Origin of the sequence: Aquibacillus kalidii, from assembly GCF_014280935.1 — a bacterium.
Taxonomy (GTDB): Bacteria; Bacillota; Bacilli; order Bacillales; family Amphibacillaceae; genus Aquibacillus_D; species Aquibacillus_D kalidii.
The window spans coordinates 1-16,817 of sequence record NZ_JACLZI010000013.1 but is presented as its reverse complement, the minus strand read 5'-3'; the positions used below and the strand labels follow the sequence as shown (position 1 = coordinate 16,817).

General features: G+C 36.8%; 22 protein-coding genes. 10 read left to right on the top strand and 12 right to left on the bottom strand.

Annotation, left to right across the window (positions count from 1 at the left end; all coding sequences use genetic code 11):
* The 4 genes from H7K77_RS01935 to tatA all read right to left on the bottom strand — a co-directional run bounded on the left by H7K77_RS01935 (position 1) and on the right by tatA (position 4,426).
* The gene (locus H7K77_RS01935; protein ID WP_186576031.1) at positions 1-1,800 is read right to left on the bottom strand and encodes a cache domain-containing sensor histidine kinase; all 1,800 of its coding nucleotides are present in this window, start codon (positions 1,798-1,800) and stop codon (positions 1-3) included.
* A gap of 25 nt (positions 1,801-1,825) precedes the next feature.
* Positions 1,826-2,821 (bottom strand): substrate-binding domain-containing protein, encoded by a 996-nt coding sequence (locus H7K77_RS01930; RefSeq protein ID WP_186576030.1) that lies wholly within the window; start codon positions 2,819-2,821, stop codon positions 1,826-1,828.
* A gap of 472 nt (positions 2,822-3,293) precedes the next feature.
* Positions 3,294-4,064, bottom strand: coding sequence for a twin-arginine translocase subunit TatC (gene tatC, locus H7K77_RS01925; RefSeq protein WP_222599163.1), 771 nt, complete (start codon positions 4,062-4,064; stop codon positions 3,294-3,296).
* 158 nt (positions 4,065-4,222) lie between these two features.
* Complete coding sequence (tatA, locus tag H7K77_RS01920; RefSeq protein ID WP_186576029.1) at positions 4,223-4,426, bottom strand: twin-arginine translocase TatA/TatE family subunit; 204 nt, start codon at positions 4,424-4,426, stop codon at positions 4,223-4,225.
* Positions 4,427-4,789: 363 nt separating this feature from the next.
* On the opposite strand from tatA, the gene H7K77_RS01915 reads away from it, so the two are divergent.
* The 5 genes from H7K77_RS01915 (at position 4,790) to H7K77_RS01895 (ending at position 8,831) form a co-directional block, all read left to right on the top strand.
* Positions 4,790-6,235 (top strand): alkaline phosphatase PhoX, encoded by a 1,446-nt coding sequence (locus tag H7K77_RS01915; RefSeq protein ID WP_235988804.1) that lies wholly within the window; start codon positions 4,790-4,792, stop codon positions 6,233-6,235.
* A gap of 69 nt (positions 6,236-6,304) precedes the next feature.
* A complete protein-coding gene (locus H7K77_RS01910; protein ID WP_186576028.1) occupies positions 6,305-6,886 on the top strand; it encodes a TasA family protein in 582 nt (193 codons plus the stop codon).
* A gap of 73 nt (positions 6,887-6,959) precedes the next feature.
* Complete coding sequence (locus H7K77_RS01905) at positions 6,960-7,661, top strand: TasA family protein (protein WP_186576027.1); 702 nt, start codon at positions 6,960-6,962, stop codon at positions 7,659-7,661.
* A 42-nt stretch (positions 7,662-7,703) separates the two neighbouring features.
* Positions 7,704-8,276, top strand: a complete 573-nt coding sequence (sipW, locus tag H7K77_RS01900; protein ID WP_186576026.1) for a signal peptidase I SipW — start codon at positions 7,704-7,706, stop codon at positions 8,274-8,276.
* Positions 8,277-8,831, top strand: coding sequence for a Fur family transcriptional regulator (locus tag H7K77_RS01895; protein ID WP_235988803.1), 555 nt, complete (start codon positions 8,277-8,279; stop codon positions 8,829-8,831).
* Positions 8,832-8,959: 128 nt separating this feature from the next.
* Here H7K77_RS01895 and H7K77_RS01890 read toward each other — a convergent pair whose 3' ends face one another.
* Entirely contained in the window at positions 8,960-9,151 is a 192-nt protein-coding gene (locus H7K77_RS01890) for a hypothetical protein (protein ID WP_186576025.1), read from the bottom strand.
* 74 nt (positions 9,152-9,225) lie between these two features.
* On the bottom strand, positions 9,226-10,074 hold the full coding sequence (locus H7K77_RS01885; protein WP_235988802.1) for an SDR family oxidoreductase: 849 nt from the start codon (positions 10,072-10,074) through the stop codon (positions 9,226-9,228).
* 101 nt (positions 10,075-10,175) lie between these two features.
* Between H7K77_RS01885 and H7K77_RS01880 the strand changes: the two genes are divergently transcribed.
* From H7K77_RS01880 to H7K77_RS01865, 4 genes are all read left to right on the top strand, one after another.
* Complete coding sequence (locus H7K77_RS01880; RefSeq protein ID WP_328700998.1) at positions 10,176-10,976, top strand: alpha/beta hydrolase; 801 nt, start codon at positions 10,176-10,178, stop codon at positions 10,974-10,976.
* A gap of 87 nt (positions 10,977-11,063) precedes the next feature.
* Positions 11,064-11,576: a YjcG family protein gene (locus tag H7K77_RS01875; protein ID WP_186576024.1), complete on the top strand. Its 513-nt coding sequence runs from the start codon at positions 11,064-11,066 to the stop codon at positions 11,574-11,576.
* 17 nt (positions 11,577-11,593) lie between these two features.
* Positions 11,594-12,031 carry a GNAT family N-acetyltransferase gene (locus tag H7K77_RS01870; protein ID WP_186576023.1) on the top strand — a complete coding sequence of 146 codons (438 nt, stop codon included), beginning with the start codon at positions 11,594-11,596 and terminating at the stop codon, positions 12,029-12,031.
* A 102-nt stretch (positions 12,032-12,133) separates the two neighbouring features.
* The gene (locus H7K77_RS01865) at positions 12,134-12,811 is read left to right on the top strand and encodes a DUF421 domain-containing protein (RefSeq protein ID WP_235988801.1); all 678 of its coding nucleotides are present in this window, start codon (positions 12,134-12,136) and stop codon (positions 12,809-12,811) included.
* Here the strand turns inward: H7K77_RS01865 and H7K77_RS01860 are convergent.
* The 4 genes from H7K77_RS01860 to H7K77_RS01845 all read right to left on the bottom strand — a co-directional run bounded on the left by H7K77_RS01860 (position 12,803) and on the right by H7K77_RS01845 (position 14,618).
* Positions 12,803-13,720, bottom strand: a complete 918-nt coding sequence (locus H7K77_RS01860; RefSeq protein ID WP_235988800.1) for an MBL fold metallo-hydrolase — start codon at positions 13,718-13,720, stop codon at positions 12,803-12,805. The genes H7K77_RS01865 and H7K77_RS01860 overlap by 9 nt on opposite strands.
* 43 nt (positions 13,721-13,763) lie before the next feature.
* A complete protein-coding gene (locus tag H7K77_RS01855; protein ID WP_186576022.1) occupies positions 13,764-14,036 on the bottom strand; it encodes a hypothetical protein in 273 nt (90 codons plus the stop codon).
* A 71-nt stretch (positions 14,037-14,107) separates the two neighbouring features.
* Positions 14,108-14,305: a hypothetical protein gene (locus tag H7K77_RS01850; RefSeq protein WP_186576021.1), complete on the bottom strand. Its 198-nt coding sequence runs from the start codon at positions 14,303-14,305 to the stop codon at positions 14,108-14,110.
* Positions 14,306-14,405: 100 nt separating this feature from the next.
* The gene (locus H7K77_RS01845) at positions 14,406-14,618 is read right to left on the bottom strand and encodes a hypothetical protein (RefSeq protein ID WP_186576020.1); all 213 of its coding nucleotides are present in this window, start codon (positions 14,616-14,618) and stop codon (positions 14,406-14,408) included.
* 211 nt (positions 14,619-14,829) lie between these two features.
* On the opposite strand from H7K77_RS01845, the gene H7K77_RS01840 reads away from it, so the two are divergent.
* On the top strand, positions 14,830-15,330 hold the full coding sequence (locus H7K77_RS01840) for a CotY/CotZ family spore coat protein (protein ID WP_186576019.1): 501 nt from the start codon (positions 14,830-14,832) through the stop codon (positions 15,328-15,330).
* A gap of 51 nt (positions 15,331-15,381) precedes the next feature.
* Here the strand turns inward: H7K77_RS01840 and H7K77_RS01835 are convergent, their stop codons facing one another.
* Complete coding sequence (locus tag H7K77_RS01835) at positions 15,382-15,927, bottom strand: CotO family spore coat protein (RefSeq protein ID WP_186576018.1); 546 nt, start codon at positions 15,925-15,927, stop codon at positions 15,382-15,384.
* Positions 15,928-16,047: 120 nt separating this feature from the next.
* A complete protein-coding gene (locus H7K77_RS01830) occupies positions 16,048-16,563 on the bottom strand; it encodes a hypothetical protein (protein WP_186576017.1) in 516 nt (171 codons plus the stop codon).
* Positions 16,564-16,817 lie beyond the last annotated feature (254 nt).

Below are 16,817 nucleotides of genomic sequence, written 5' to 3'. Positions count from 1 at the left end.
TTACCAACCTATGTCACCTTCAAGAATAGGCAAGATTATTTCGACTTGTGTGCCTTCCCCTTCGTAACTATCTATATTTATACCGTAACTTTTTCCAAAGGCTAGCAAAATTCTAGCTTGCACATTTAACATACCATATCCCTTTTTATCCCTATTTTCGCTCGGATTCTCCGTTCGCTCAACCGCTTCACTTAACGCCTTTCGCATTTCTTGAAGCTGCTCATCCGTCATACCTACACCGTCATCACAGATCATAATCGAAAGTTTCGTTTCTTTTTCTCTTGCCATTACCGTGATATGTCCAGCACCTCGACGTTGTTTAATACCGTGATAAATTGCATTTTCCACTATAGGTTGCAAAATAAATTTCAGAACATATAGAGAGCGAGCACCCTCATCAATGTCTATTTGATAGTTTAATTTATCACGATACCTGGTTTTCTGTATTAACAAATAGCTTTCAATATGCTCTATTTCCATATTAAGTGTAATAGCATCTCTTCCTTTACTAAGCCCTATCCGGAATAATTTGGCCAACGACTCGACTACCTCTGCTACATCATTTGCCTTCTTCTTTCTAGCCATCCACTGAATAGTATCCAATGTATTATAGAGGAAATGTGGATTGATATTTGCTTGCAAACTGCGAAACTCAGCCTCCCGCTTTTGTCGTTCATGTCGTTCAGTCAGACGAAGTAGCTCATTAATTTGACTTAGCATCTTATTAAAACTTCTACCTAGCATCCCAATCTCATCATGCCGCTTCTCCTTGTACCGAACATCTAGTTTCCCTTCTTCTGCCTTACGCATGAATAACATTAGCTGTGAAATCGGCTTCGATATTGAATTAGATAGAAAATACGAAACAGGAAGGCCAAAAAACATAAGAATTACGACAAAGATTACTAGATAAAATCGAATTTCTCTTATCTCGTAAATTGTTTCTTCTGTTGGAAATACACCAATAGTTGTCCAATCAGAAAACGGCGATTTTTGATAGATGAATTGAAGCTTTTGAGAATTTACTTTTTTCGAAAACGATCCCGATGTCTTCCCTTTAATCCATTCTTCCGGTATTTTTTCTACTAGCGGTTCATCCGGTTGATAAATCGTTCTTTGTTGATCATCCACAAGCATCAGATATCCTGTTTTCCCTAACCGAATATCTACTAATGTCTCTGCGATAACCCGAAGCTTTAAATCTATTAAAATGACACCTTGTACTTTTTGTGTAAATGGGTCAATAACAGCACGAACTACCGAAACAACCTCATCATTTTTATAATTAACTAAAGAAGAGATACTCCTGTTTTTAGGTTGACCAATTATTTTAAATATTCCTTTGTTATTTACTGCCTCTTGATACCATGATTCCTCTCTTAAATCTTTGGAAGGTGGTACGTAAAGCTCATTACTTACATATTTACCATCACTATTTACGACTAAAACACCGGCCACCTCTGGGGATAACGTAGTGAAATTACGAAGGTAGCGTTGTATGTCGTATTGATTATGTATGGTCCTATTTTGTACTTCAGTAGAGAAAAAGTTTTGAACCTTTTCGTTAGACGCGATATAATACGTGATACTTTGCATATTATTTATATAAAACTCAAACGTTTCGTTGACTTTGCTAATCAGTTGAAGAGTATTGTCATTGACTTGCTGCTCTACTACACGTTCAACAGTCCAATTAATTAATAGTCCAAGACATATGATCGGAATAATACTGATGATTAAAAAGTGAGAGATTAATTTAAAACGAATCGGTAAATTATTGATTTGTATCCAATTCCTCATTTCAATCAATCCATTCTCTCAGAGGTTATTGTGGGTAATAAGAATCTACATTTTCTTTTGTTACGATAGTTACGCCAGTATCGACCGATTTTGGTAATGGGGATCGCTTGTCAACTTGCTCCACGATATCATGGTTAAGGTGGAACAAAAATTGGAGCGACCAGTACCCCATCTCCCAGGTTCCTTGCGCAATAGTGGCAGAAATTGTACCGTCCTCGATCATATCGAGCGTACCTTTATCCGTATCAAAGCTTATAATTTTAATGGATTCTTGAAAATCGTTCGCAACGACAGCTTGGCCGACTCCTACACCTCCATTTGCTTCTGTAGCAAAAATCCCTTCTAAATTTGAGTGCTCAGCCATCATCTCCTCTGCAGCCCGCCTGGATAATACAGGATCACCTCTCCCATCCTTAACCGTAACGACCTCCATGTCGGGGTATTCCATAAAGATTGTATCCTTGAAACCCCTAGTCCGTTCCTGGTGATTCAATTGGTTCGGTTGAGTAATGACACCCACACGTCCTTTTTCGTTCAATAACTCTGCCATTTTATGTGCCGCTTCTACTCCCGCTTTATAGTTATCTGTTCCCAAAAAAGAATAGGCTTTACTATCTGGAGCGTTTGCATCGAATAAAACAACAGGAATTCCTGCATCAACTGCTTTATCTATTACAGGATTCAATTTTTCCGGATCCATCGTAGATACTGCAATACCTGCTGGATTCCGTGCAATGACTTGTTCCAACACGGTTATCTCTTCGTTGACATCATATTGCGTGGCCCCCCGATATTCAACCGATACATTCAACGCTTCAGCTGCATCTTCAAAACCTTTTAATGCACGCTTCCAATAGTCTATCCCCACTTGAAATGTGACCATTACATATGTTTCTTCCATACTTCCTTTAAGATCACTTTCAGACCATTCACGTGTCACAGCATTTTCCGTTTGATGATTGTACACATATACTACAAATAAACTGATTAACAATAAATATACGAAAAGTAACTTTTTCATAATTGTAACCCCTTTCAAAAAGGTGTAGCAACATACGTACATCAACCAGACATAGAGATTATTAGTTTCCAAGTTTTCTTTTGCTTAAATTCTATCCGAAATAGCTAGATAGAGCAACCAAGACTTGAGGAAGCTTCTTAGGAGAGTTACTACCCTAATTTGTAACTGTACTTTAATAACTTATTCCTGAGACACTTCCAACATGATGTATCACAAAAAAACACCTCCATTCATTGAGACTCACCGAATGGAGGTATTTTTTTATCTCATTATAGAGTTCAAATAGAGAAGTCTATGTGACACGAAGTTTTGGCAACGATTCACCACGTTTAATGCTATTTTTCCCACGCGCATCCTATTATTACAATTGATTCGCCAAAATTAGTCCCTTTTTATATCGATTCGATTCATAGATATTACGTCTAAGACTAGCAATAGTAGTTTAAAGTAGAAACTGCTGTAGCCTACTTAACTAGGACACATCTTCTTGTTTCATAACCCCTTTATCCTTTTCCTGCTTTTTCCGGTTTACTATTTTGGATAGATGAATACTAATTTCATACAATGCTATTAAAGGTAAAGAAATTAGTATTGGAAGTAAGAAATCGGGTGGTGTCAACATTGTGCTAATCACTATTAGAGCAAAATAGGCTATCTTCCTCACTTTCTTCAAGTACGCTGGAGTAATTACGCCAAGTGTGGTCAAGAACATTGCTGCTATAGGTAATTCAAATATCAATGCAAATGGTATTGTGATTCGAAATAAAAATTTAAAGTAACTATCAACCGTTATCATAGCTTCGAACATTCCAACTGATAGCGAGAGAACGAACGGAAAAATCAAATGAACAAATATTTCATACCCAAACACTAAGCCGCCTATAAATAAGAAAAAGATAAAAGGTATGTAGGATAAAGATACTTTTCTCTCATAATGGGTTAGTCCTGGTTTGATAAACGCCCAAATTTGATAGGCCAATACCGGTAATGTCCCTGCAATTGCTACCACCCCAGCCATTCGAAAATATATCCATATTATTTCCGTCGGGCTAATAACCATTAGATCAATATTTATGTCATTTATAAAGAAAGTATAAATCTCTTCTACATAAACAAACCCAACGATAAAGAAAAATAGAAATAGAATAATCGTCACGACAATTCTATTTCTTAATTCCGTTAAATGCCCTACTAAATTCAATTTATTATTTACCCCTTTATCCCACTTTATTGGAAAAGCCAATCAAAGTCCTCCTTTATTCAAAATAAAGGAAGATGCAAGGGATCCTTACATCTTCCATAACGACTAAACGTTACAAGCACTAACCTCCCTAACAGAGTTACGAGACTACAACTGGTATCGCCAGAAAGGTTTAGTTTGAGTCCAAATAATCTCTACCCTCAAGTTATTTTATTGTTCACAGTTTCCGATAACGTTTCTGCTTCTTTTTCCACATCTCTAGTCATTTCTGTTGCTGCTTGTTTGAACTCTTTTAACGTTTGTCCGGTTGCTTTACCAATCTCCGGAAGTTTTTTCGGTCCAAAAATAACTAATGAAATTACTAAAATTAATAGTAAACCAGGTATTCCGATGCTTGATAACATACGTGACCTCCTCTCTATTTTTTAAAGCTATTTTAACATGCATTTTTTCAAAAATATGCACGATTGATGATAATTTACCATTTCATTACAATTATTTACAGTTTCTTATTAAGAACAAAACATAGGTAAATACTTTCCACACTAGAATTAAGATACGATGCACCATCTCTAATCCAAATTTACAAAAGATTAATAATTTCATTTAGTACAAGTGTTTTTTGTGATAGTTTTCAAGCTTATGCATAATTTACTTTATTATTACAAATATTTACAATACTTTATAACGAATTTAAAAAATGACTGGTAATCTATTAATCGACAGCAACGATATACTAGATAACTACCAAAAAGGAGGAATTCAGGTTGGACAATCACTCAAACATGGACAGACGTAACTTTTTGAAAATGGGGGGAATGACAACGGCTGCGTTGGCCTTGGGAACTACAGGTCTTCTAACACTCGGAGGAAAGGATAAGGTACTTGCTGCTTCTAGTAGTCGTGCTAGAGGTTCATTTGGGGGTTATGGACCGCTGGTAAAAGATCCTGGAGGTTTAATGAATCTTCCACGAGGTTTCCAGTACCGTATTATTTCAGAAGAAGGAAAGAAACTAACTGACGGTCGACCTATCCCCGCTATGTTTGACGGTATGGCTGCATTCCAGGGAAAGAATAACTCTACTATTCTAGTTCGTAACCATGAACTTTCAAGTCAAACAACGAATCCAGTTATCGGCAGAAATCCGTATGACAAAGAAAATACAGGCGGAACAACAGCTTTAATTGTTGGTCCAGATCGAAAAGTCCAAAAAGAATACGTCACATCTTCTGGCACGATCCGGAATTGTGCAGGTGGTGGAACGCCTTGGGGAACATGGTTAACTTGTGAGGAAACAAGAAATACTGGGCATGGTTACGTCTTTGAAGTAGACCCACTTGATCCAGAAAATAATCTTTCTAAAACACCCATAAGGGATATGGGCGCATTTTCTCACGAAGCCGTTGATGTAGATCCAGCAACCGGTATAGTTTATTTGACCGAAGACGATGGACCTGAAAGCTATCTCTATCGTTATGTCCCTAATGATCCAAGCGGAAAAATTGGTGCCTTGCAAAAGGGTGGAAAATTACAAGCTGCTGCCATGGAAGAAATGAGTTCAAATCAAGTAAGTCCATATTATACTGGCAAGAAATTTGGTGTCGTATGGAAGGATGTTGATCCTGAAAAGCCTAGCTTAGATGCACGAAATAAAGAATGTATAAAGTTTTCCCGATTGGAAGGTTGTCATTTTGTTGGTGGTGTTTTTTGGTTCTCAGACACTGATGCCGGAAATAAGCACCTCGGACGAGTTTATCGTTATATCCCGTCAACTAATACACTAGAACTCTTCTATGAATCTACTTCAGCCAATGATCTAGAAGCTCCAGATAATATCACCATTACTCCTTGGGGAGATTTATGGATTGTAGAAGATGGTGGAGGTTCGGATCGTATTATTGGTATTACTCCAGAAGGAACCAGTTATATTTTTGCAGAAAACGTAATGAACAATTCCGAGTTAGCCGGTCCAACTTTTTCTCCAGACGGTAGAACTTTGTTCGTAAACGTTCAATCCCCTGGTTTAACATTTGCAATTTGGGGACCATTCTCCCACAGAAACGCAGCCAGAAGCAGATTAATGGGACACGCTGCCCCTCCTGAAAGTTATGCTCCAAAAGTTTCAGATAACGTAACTGCTTTCGCAGAAATTCAAGGAGTCTCTCCGCTAGAAGCAGCAGCTTTCCAGCGTCATGGAATGCCAATCATTTAAAATTAGTGGATATGAAACAAATTTTTCCAATAGAGTGATTTATAAAAAAACAAAGGGAGATGGATATTGATGAATCTGACAAAAAAATTAGGTTATGCATTATCTTCAGCAGCACTTGGATTAGTTTTAGTGACTGGAGGAACATTTGCTTATTTCAGTGACACGGTTAAGGCAGAAAATACTTTTGCAGCAGGTACTTTAGATTTAGCTTTAGATCCTGAAGTAATTATCGACATGGAGAACATGGTTCCAGGTGATTCACAGTTCCGTACCTTCTATATTGAAAACAACGGAACAATAGATATCAAAGAAGTCTTGCTAAAAACAAGCTATGAAGTAGAGGATGCAAACAATAACAACACAGATGACTTCGGAAAACATATTCGAATAAATTTCTTAGAAAATGTTGATAAGTCCGAAGACTATGATTATAATGACATCATTTTTTCTACAACACTTTATGACTTACAAAATATGAGTCCTGACGCAGTCGAAAAAAATATCTTTGGCTTTGAAGGTGAACAAAGCGGATTACCGGCAGGGACTAATGACACCATGTATGTCGAATTTGAATTTGTCGACAACGAAGAAGACCAAAACCAATTCCAAGGAGACACATTAAAACTTGATTGGACATTTGAAGCTAGATAGAACTGTATAACTCAAAGGAGAGAGTATCTCTCTCCTTACTTACATATATCTCGCGGGAGGAAATAAACAATAGATGAAAAAAAAGTTAGCGATTGGTATAATGCTAAGCCTCATTGGGTTGAGCCTTATTATCGAGGGTTCCTATGCCTATTTTTCAGATACCAATATCACAGATGGTTCGTTTTCAAGTGGGTATTTAGAGCTGGACATCAGTCAGGGGACAATTATGCAAACAAATCAAATGATGCCTGGGGATATCGTTGAAAGTACGCTACAGCTTTCCAACCGAGGAAGTATTGATATAAAAAAAGTGTTACTACACACAACCTTTAAAGTAATAGACAACGGGAAAGCAAATACAGGAGATGACTTAGGCAAACATATTTATGTAGAACTCCTCCGTTACGATAAACAAGACACGGTAATATTTCAGAAAAATTTGACCGAATTAACTAATAGTCCAGAAAAAATCTTAGACTCCATCCTTAGTGGTAGTAATACCGAATCCTTCACCATTCGATTTACTCTCTTGGGGTCTATAGGAAACGAAAATCACTTCCAAGAAGACAAGTTAGAGATAAACTGGGATTTTGAAGCGAAACAGAGAGATGGGAGAACAGGTCCACCTATTAGCACACATGCCTCTTTCCATGACCTAATTCGTACAAATGGATACATCGCCATAGGCTCGTGGAATCAGGATGACACAAATAAACTGGAAGAAACAAAGATTACCCCTACTGTAAACAACCAAAAGACTGAGAAAACGGAATAAAAACAGACACATTACATATTAGCTTGGGAGGTAAAAAGAAAGTTGAAGAAAACTATTATAACATGGGTTAATCGGCTTACTACTGTCCTTTTCATTCTATTCATAGTAATTATGTCCACGCTCATTATTTCCAATAAGTTAACAAATCAAGAGGCCGGTATTTTTGGATATCAATTAAAAAACGTATTATCAGGCTCCATGGAACCTACTATTCAAACAGGTTCTATCATCGCAATAGAAGTATTGGATCAAAAGGAAAGGAAGAAACTTCAAAAAGGCGATGTAATCACATTTTTAAATAAAGACAATCAGTTGATTACACACCGAATTGAAAAAGTTAAGAACGCAAATAATCATGTAGCGTTTGTCACCAAAGGCGATAATAATGATACAGCTGATCTGGAACCAATCTTATCTAGTAACGTAGTTGGGAAATACGGAGGGTTTACGATTCCATACCTTGGATATCTTATCCATTACGCGCAGACTCCGAATGGTATTCTCTTGTTGACGATCTTTCCAGGTATCAGTTTACTAGCTTATTCTGCATTCTCCATTTGGCGTACATTAAAAAATTTAGATAACCATCCAAAAGATTCAATAGAAGAAAAATAGATGAAAGATATTTTTGTTAAACACTATATAAAGGAGATGAAAGTTATAATGGAGGCAATAGAAGAAACAAGAACGACATTGAAAGAATCAGGAATTCGAATAACTCCACAACGGATATCTATCATGGAATACTTAGCTAACACCTCTAACCATCCAAGTGCAGATCAAATTTACATTTCCTTAGAAAAACAATTTCCAAATATAAGCCTTGCCACGGTATATAACAACTTACATTTCCTTTCAAAAAGAGGGATTATTAAAGAATTACATGTCAATGGAACTAGTAGATTTGATGCTAATACATCTGATCACTACCATTTCATATGCAAGTCATGTGGGAAGGTAGAGGATATTGAATACCCTTTATTCTATGAGATTGAAGATTTCACAGAAAATTTTTATGGGTACACCGTTCACACACACAGCCTTCAATTGTACGGTATATGCCAATCATGCCAACCACAAAAAGAAGGACACGATTGCAAAAACTGCAACCTTTGTAATTATTTAGAACAGCATGTTGTAGGATTAGCACCGTCTTCTAATTCAAATTGATTTAGATCATTTCTTTGAATTAAATAATTCTAGTTTTCTGAAGTACCATTCTTATTAAATATATTCGTCAAAATAGTTTTAACAAAAAAAGGAACGCCTCCATTATTTTGAGGTGTTCCTTTTTCTAATTAACTACCCATTTTTCTTCGTGTATTACTAGCTTTCTTTGTTTGCTGACTTTTCATACGCTGACTGGAACCAAGAGCGTTCTTCTGTTGCCCGTTGTTTTTCTGTGCTTGCTTCTTTCTCTCCAGCTGCTGTTTAATTATTTCTTGTGTCGTTAACTTCTTTTCCTCAGTACTATTATCTAAATTAGACATGGATGGTCTATCTCCTCTACAAATTCATCTTTACTACTAGCACTATTATAATACACATATGCTAAATATAATATCTATTTTTTTCTACCTACTATTGTGCTTAGCACTATTTTCTCCCACCAGCTCCACGGTATAACTTGCTTTACCAAAAGAAGTAATCGTAAATTCCTTCCAATTGGATAACGTAACTTCTTCCATTGTTTCTTAGTAGCGAGATTAACTATCAGTTTTGCAACTTGACGTGGATCACCATGTTTTTCTTTTCCTGATTCAAGGTTAGACATTATTGACTCCAGATAGAACTGATACGGAGTTTCGCCATCTTTCTTTTGCGCCACTTCCATTCCGGTTGACCAAATATTAGTACTATATGATCCTGGTTCTACTAACGCCACCTGAATACCAAATGGTTTCAGTTCAAGACGAAGACTCTCAGAATATCCTTCAAGAGCATGTTTGGAGGACACATAAGGTGATAATCCAGGAAAGGCTACTCGCCCACTAACACTACTTATATTAATAATCTTACCCTGTTGCTGCGCGCGCATAATTGGTAACAACGCTTGTGTTACTGCCATTAAACCGAACACGTTTGTCTCAAATTGCTTACGATAGTCAGCTATTTCAATTTCCTCCGCAAAGCCACCTATAGCAAATCCTGCATTGTTGACGAGTACATCCAATCTTCCGATACTTTCTATCTTTTTCTTCAATTCCATTATTGTGTTCTGATTCGTCACATCTACTCTAAAAGGATGAATACGATTTAACCATTCACTCTTTTCTATGAATGTACTGTAAATCGATGCCTTTTCTACAGAACGCATCGTTGCCAACACATCAAAACCTTGTTTAGCTAACTCAATTGTTGTCAAAAGTCCAAATCCACTGGACGCACCTGTAACAACTGCCCACCGCCTCAAACCTATTCCCCCTACTAGACTAATTCCTACCCAAGCATGCATGATCAATGTTGAAATAACAAGAAAAAAATAACATAGAAACAAAGGATGGCATCCTTACAATGTGTCGACAACTCCCAAAACGTACTGGTTCTAAATATGATAAAATAGGATGGAAAGAGAAGGTTGAGGTGTTAAATGTGAAGAGAAAGGGAAAAATGTTAGACACAGAAATACATAGTAGCTACTTGAACGAAGTGATTACAATAAAGTGGTATCAGCCAGAAGCTTTTACCCCTATGATGAAATACCAAATATGTCTTATGCAAGATGGAAATGATTACTTCCAACTAGGCAGAATTGCGACTTTAAGCGATCAACTTCACGATGAAGCCGAGATTGAACCGACTATCTTTGTCGGTATTCACTATAACGACAAGAATGATCGTCAAAACAAGTATCATCCCAATGGATCGAAACAATCTGCTTACATTCAATTCTTATTAAAAGAAGTGATTCCATTTTTGGACAGTGAACTACCCACCCACCAAATGGCTAGTTCACGAACTATTATGGGAGATTCATTGGCTGGTACATTAGCATTTATGACGGCCTTGCAATTCCCTCATACTTTTGGAAAAGTGATTATGCAATCCCCTTACGTTGATCAAAAAGTAATGAACCTACTTGCCGATTCTCATAACTTGGAATCACTTTCCATCTATCATACAATTGGAAATGAAGAGACAGATGTAAGAACGACTTCAGGGGTTGTTCAAGATTTCTTAACACCAAATCGACTACTTGCCGATCAATTGCACGACAGAAATTGCGAATACACCTATCATGAATTTGATGGGCATCACTCCTGGAAATATTGGCAACCAGATTTACCTCGCGCCTTACGATTAATGTTGAGTTAAGTAACAGAAGTAAATTTCTAGATAATTTTTGTTATAATACAATAAATAAGTAGTTGATAAATTTCTATATTAAAAAGGAGGATTACCATGAAATATGGTGTTGCGATATTTCCATCCAAAGAAATACAGGACGTAGCTAATTCTTATCGGATGCGTTACGACCCTCACTATGCGTTAATTCCGCCTCATATTACTTTAAAAGAATCATTTGAGATTAAGGACAATGAGGAGTTAGATGCTGTTCTTGCAGAATTAAAAAGAGTAGCTGAGAATACAAAACCATTCCCTATAGAAGTGAACAAAGTAAGTTCCTTTTCGCCTGTCACCAAAACCATTTATTTAAAAGTGGAGCCTGTCACTGAGTTAATTAACTTAAACGAGCGCCTACATCAAGGAAAGCTTGAGAGCGAACAATCTTTTGCCTTCGTCCCTCACATTACAATTGGGCAAAAAATGTCTGATGATGAATTTTCTGATGTTTTTGGAAGTTTGAAGATACAGGAATTTAATATGGAAGAAACGGCTGATCGGTTCCAACTTATGTATCAATTAGAAAACGGCGCATGGACTGTATATGAAACATTTAGATTTAGCAACTAAGGAGCAAAGTTTAACCTATGAAAATTATGATTGTAGATACAGATAAAATACAGCAAGATGCCTATTACGTGAGAAAAACAGTATTTGTGGAAGAACAAAAGGTTCCTCCTGAATTAGAGATTGATGAACTGGAAAACGAGGCGATTCATTTTGTCGGATATGAGGACAACCGACCTGTAGCCGCTAGCCGATTACGCCTTGTTGATGGCTACGGGAAATTAGAACGAGTCTGTGTACTAAAAGAATTTAGAGGAAAGTCATTAGGTAAACAACTGATGAAAGAAATGGAAGTAGAAATTTCACGCAGAGGACTTGCAAAGGCTAAGCTAAATGCTCAAACACACGCAGAGGCATTCTATAAATCAATTGGTTACGAAACGATCTCAGATGAATTTATGGATGCAGGTATTCCTCACGTAACCATGCAAAAAATAATCACCCCGGTTGCCAAGTAGCCCTTGGCAATCGTTTTTTATATAAATCAAATTGTTTTGTATGAATAGGCATTGTGTTGTCAATCATGGAGAGAGAGTTATGAAAAAAGGAAGGTTATTTTCATGGAAAATGCAATGCCTATTTTAGTAGAAACATTGTTCGGTTTTTTTATTTTATTTGTGATTACGAAAGTCTTAGGTAAGACACAAATTAGACAGTTAACCGCTTTTGATTTTATTTCAGCCTTAATTCTTGGTGAGCTAGTTGGAAATGCTTTATTTGATGATAAGGTAGGAGTTTTTGAGATTGGTTATGCGGTATTTTTATGGGGAACATTATTATTTATTACAGAAATGCTTACACAAAAATTTAAACGGACTAGAACCTTGTTAGAAGGAAAACCGTCGATTATTATTCACAAAGGAAAGTTACAACGCGAAGCAATGGCCAAATCAAGGTTGGATATTAATCAACTTCTACACCTTCTGCGAGCTAAGGGAGCATTTTCAGTTCAAGAAGTAGACTATGCCGTTTTAGAAACAGATGGGACCATTTCTGTATTGAAAAAGTCATTAGACCAGTCCCCTACCAGACAAGATCTAAAGTTGAAGGAAGAGAAAGTTGTCATGCCATTAGCATTAATTAATGACGGAGAAATAATTAATGATAATTTACAAGAGATAAATAGAGATTGGCAATGGTTAGATAATGAACTAAAAAAACAAAAGGTGAGCAGCCATAAAGATGTGTTTTATGCAGAATATAAAGAAGGAGAAGCTTTGTATGTACAATCATTCTAAGCTTCTCCTTCTTTTTGAAAAGAAAGTCCATTTGTTTTCTAAAATAGCATGGTCCAATACATTTTGCTTAACAAGCGCTAACAGATAACCCGTTACAGTTGTTCGGAACAGAAGCCATTGTGACAGTTTACTGGTGTTCACTTCATACGCCGAACACATGTCAGCCACAATCATTTCATGTGTTACACCACCATGGTGGCTATCCATGTATTTTTTTACCCAAGTGAGTAATTGATGGTGGTACGCTATATTTCCATCTACAGTTTTCCAAAAGTTCTCTTCAAACTCTCCATGCCCTGGTACTGCACCATCACATTTGATTAGCTTAATACTTTCTAAACTCTCCAATGTTAATTGCGCATCCGTTAAAAACGGTATCTTATGCTTCGCTAGCTGCTCCAAGCCAAAGTACACATCCGCAGCATAAAGAATCCCATCTACTTTAATAGCTAGCTGGTGATAGCTATGCCCCGGTAAATAATATGTTTCCATACCAAAGCTACCTATTTCATAGACCCCTTCAGAAATGACCTGGTCAATTTTGATCGGATTTCCTTCTAAAAATTTGTTATGCAACGACGGTAAAGGAACATTTCCTCCAAACAGATATAACGGTTCTAATTGAGGATAACGCATAATTGCTTCTTCTAACTCTGGAGCAATTGTATGTATATCATACTGTTCTTGTAAGTAATGCGCTCCACCAAAATGGTCAGAATGTGCATGTGTTATAAATAAATGCGTTATTGGCAATGCTTGTTGTTTTAGTCGTTTTATAACCTTTTTCATAGTTGATTTGTCTATACCTGCATCAATTAGCATTCCTTGTCGTTCATGGTGAATGTAACCGATATTAACAGCACCCTTGAAATAAAAACAAGTTGTGTTAAGCTCTATAAAATCCAACATTAATCAACTCCTAGTCAAGATTTTATATAAACATAACACAACTTTATATGTTTTCGCTAAATAATTTCCCTTTCCCAGTTAAATCTGCTTGTATTTTTTCGACAAGCTTGTCATCAATAGATTGGGTAGTCTTTTGTTTAGTAAATTGACGAGGATTCCCTTGATATTCCTGCTTTTGATTTTTTTCTTCATTGTATGTCAGATGAAAGTAGGTTGGATATAACTTCTCAATCGGAAAAGGATCATGTTGCTCTTTCGTAACTCGTTTTTGATACTCCATATATTGGTAATTTTCAACTGGAAGAATGTATCCCATAAACTACACCCCTATTTAGTAAAATAATCAACCGTTTATTATAGTTACTATATACCCGTTTTCACCTCATCTTAATCCTTTCCTTCTATATTATTTTCCACTTCTCCCATAAATTTCTCTAAATCCTTGAATTTTTTATCCAACTTCATTTTATCCTTATCTAATTTTTCCATCTTTTTCTCAGGACGTTCAAAAAAGTTCTCAAATTTACTTTCGTGTTTACCTATGTCCTCTAGATGCTTCCTTATCCGACTGTGAAAAATGTTCATTCGTCTTTCCCCCTTCCATATAATGAAAAAAGGTAGCCCTGGGAAGCTACCTTTTTTTGTTTCCTATATACTAAGAATAACCGAACTCTTATAGAAACAATTAGTCATGACCGTGATCATGCTTATCATCTTCTACGTCTTCTACGTCTTCCACTTCTTCCACTTTGTCTTCCAACTCTTCCCTTCTTCTTCTTCTTGGAGGCCCGAAGAAAGGATCAACCGGACGTGGAGGACGTGGTGGTTCGATACGTACATTTTCTGCTTTAATGACTAGATCTTTTACGTAGATAACTTTTCTTTTCTTATCTGACATAGCAAACTCACTCCCTTGTTCTAAAACTTGATCGTTATATTGTATGTGACACTCCCCTATGTGACATGGACATACGCCCGATTCTGGTAGACTCCCTAGACATTTTGCTCAATTTTGCAAGTCTTGGTATTTGCCCACACAAATAGTGCATCTGAACATACTCTAGTTAGTGACAAATAAGTCATTAAATATTCGAAAGGGGTTAGATACAATGGCATGTGGAAGTAACTATGATTCTGGAAACTGTGTAGCGGATATTCTAAGAGATATTGCAGATGCTCAAACCGATTTAGTAGGTGCTGACTGTACAACTAGCTGTGAACAATCTATCTCAGATTTACTAGGTGACAACACTCTACCAATAGCAAACACTTTAGACACTGTACCAGTAATTCTTTATTGTAAAGGGGACTGCAAACCATTTAAAGGTTACGGTGCTCCACTTGAAAGAGGTCGCGACGGCCGTGGAGAAATTGAAAATGTATTTGGAAGCTTCTTCTTCCGCGTTAAATCAGTAGATGAAGATAACTGTGCCGTACTAGAGCTTCTTCGCTCTGAAGAAGACGCAAGAGATCCTCATGATTGTGATCCGAAATCACCAGCAGATCAAGATGTTGAGGACCTTGAAGTAACTGGAGTATGCATCACTGTTGATTTAGACTGCTTCTGCCACGTTACTTGCTTACCGGCAATTAGTGCACTTGATTTGTAAGCCATTCACCTAGAAAGGGTCTGCTAAATAGCAGACCCTTTTTTTCATCTATTAAAAACCTAATAATCTTATTCTCTTAATCTCATTTATATTTATTTCTCGATTGTTCGGCCTTTTAACACTGGCCATATGGACAAGCCCATCCTTATAATCAGTAATGACCCCTATTAGCCTTTCTTCTTCTGTTCTAACCTCACACTTCATTTTCGGTACATGCGTTGGAAGACCAACAAAATAGTTGACCTTTTCCTCAATACTCATATCTCCAAACCGCTTCTTCCTTGCAAATGCTTCACCGCTTGGTTCCTTTTCATCTGAACTTTCTTCTACTTCTTCCAACTGATTCTCTGCAAGCTCTTCCGCTACAACCTCCTCATCTCCTAATACAACATCCTTTTCCTTTTTCTCAACCGGTCGCGATTTCGGTAATACCCTTTTTAATTTAGAATGTTTAGGTACATCCTTATTTTCTTGTTTTTCTACCTTTTTCTTTTTTGGTGTACGATAATCAGCTTGCATGGAGGCAGATGGCTGCTCTAGACTAGGCTGCTGGATATAGAGCATTGGCTTATGTTCATACTTCTTCCGTCTTCTCATAAAAAGGCTTCCTCCCCGTAATCAAAACTCTTCACCACAGTATATGTAGAATAGTAGGATTTGTGCCCAATAATTTTTGGGACTTGCGGGGTGGTTTTATTGACGACTAATTCACTAACTTTATAGTTTCTTCCTGTACATCGTTAATTCCTTTGCCAGTATCGATTGTCTGAATCCTTTTTGCTTCATTAATTCTCTAAGCTCCTCTATACTCATGTAGGAAAGTCGAATATGAAAATAGTTAATGTATTCCACCACAGCAAACCCATATAGAAAAGCATAAAAACCCCTATATATATCAGAACGGTAAAGTGCAACTAACAAAATAATCAGACCTATTGTTATTAAAAACAAATTAATTCTTTTAAATACACTAAATATTCGTAGCTTATCAGTAGATAGCTTATAGTTCTGATTTTTTCTTACGTGATTCCATTTTAAATACCAATAGAGACCACCTTGTAACAGGATAAACTCGAGTAAGGAAAAGGCATAAATAGTAGGAAGAGGGGTTAAGTAATCAGCCGCCCAATCAAACATTGGTACATATAGCACCCATAGTACAACAAACATAACAGCAGCCACACATTCACCAGTCCATAAGTGGAATAACTTTTTCTGTATTTTTTCTTTCAATAAGATCCCCCTCAATATCATTTTTAAGATAGATAACTTTTTATAAATACTCCTTCATAACTATTGTTGCTTATGTCACAATTTCTATAGAATCACCAGTAAGTAATTTTCTTATATTTACTTAATTGATGGTTGCGATCACTCGCTTCGGCATAATATTCCGCTTTTCGTGGGCACGGCCTCAGCCTCCTCATCAGCAAAGAACGCTTCTTCCGGGGTCTTCGGACGCGTGCTGTTCCCACAGAAGTCTCCGT

Bases quoted from the DNA above. Each gene is read 5' to 3' on its own strand.
- H7K77_RS01935 (WP_186576031.1), bottom strand. From the start codon at position 1,800: ATGAGGAATTGGATACAAATCAATAATTTACCGATTCGTTTTAAATTA.
- H7K77_RS01930 (WP_186576030.1), bottom strand. From the start codon at position 2,821: ATGAAAAAGTTACTTTTCGTATATTTATTGTTAATCAGTTTATTTGTA.
- tatA (WP_186576029.1), bottom strand. From the start codon at position 4,426: ATGTTATCAAGCATCGGAATACCTGGTTTACTATTAATTTTAGTAATT.
- H7K77_RS01910 (WP_186576028.1), top strand. From the start codon at position 6,305: ATGAATCTGACAAAAAAATTAGGTTATGCATTATCTTCAGCAGCACTT.
- H7K77_RS01905 (WP_186576027.1), top strand. From the start codon at position 6,960: ATGAAAAAAAAGTTAGCGATTGGTATAATGCTAAGCCTCATTGGGTTG.
- H7K77_RS01895 (WP_235988803.1), top strand. From the start codon at position 8,277: ATGAAAGATATTTTTGTTAAACACTATATAAAGGAGATGAAAGTTATA.
- H7K77_RS01890 (WP_186576025.1), bottom strand. From the start codon at position 9,151: ATGTCTAATTTAGATAATAGTACTGAGGAAAAGAAGTTAACGACACAA.
- H7K77_RS01880 (WP_328700998.1), top strand. From the start codon at position 10,176: ATGTGTCGACAACTCCCAAAACGTACTGGTTCTAAATATGATAAAATA.
- H7K77_RS01875 (WP_186576024.1), top strand. From the start codon at position 11,064: ATGAAATATGGTGTTGCGATATTTCCATCCAAAGAAATACAGGACGTA.
- H7K77_RS01870 (WP_186576023.1), top strand. From the start codon at position 11,594: ATGAAAATTATGATTGTAGATACAGATAAAATACAGCAAGATGCCTAT.
- H7K77_RS01865 (WP_235988801.1), top strand. From the start codon at position 12,134: ATGGAAAATGCAATGCCTATTTTAGTAGAAACATTGTTCGGTTTTTTT.
- H7K77_RS01860 (WP_235988800.1), bottom strand. From the start codon at position 13,720: ATGTTGGATTTTATAGAGCTTAACACAACTTGTTTTTATTTCAAGGGT.
- H7K77_RS01855 (WP_186576022.1), bottom strand. From the start codon at position 14,036: ATGGGATACATTCTTCCAGTTGAAAATTACCAATATATGGAGTATCAA.
- H7K77_RS01850 (WP_186576021.1), bottom strand. From the start codon at position 14,305: ATGAACATTTTTCACAGTCGGATAAGGAAGCATCTAGAGGACATAGGT.
- H7K77_RS01845 (WP_186576020.1), bottom strand. From the start codon at position 14,618: ATGTCAGATAAGAAAAGAAAAGTTATCTACGTAAAAGATCTAGTCATT.
- H7K77_RS01840 (WP_186576019.1), top strand. From the start codon at position 14,830: ATGGCATGTGGAAGTAACTATGATTCTGGAAACTGTGTAGCGGATATT.
- H7K77_RS01835 (WP_186576018.1), bottom strand. From the start codon at position 15,927: ATGAGAAGACGGAAGAAGTATGAACATAAGCCAATGCTCTATATCCAG.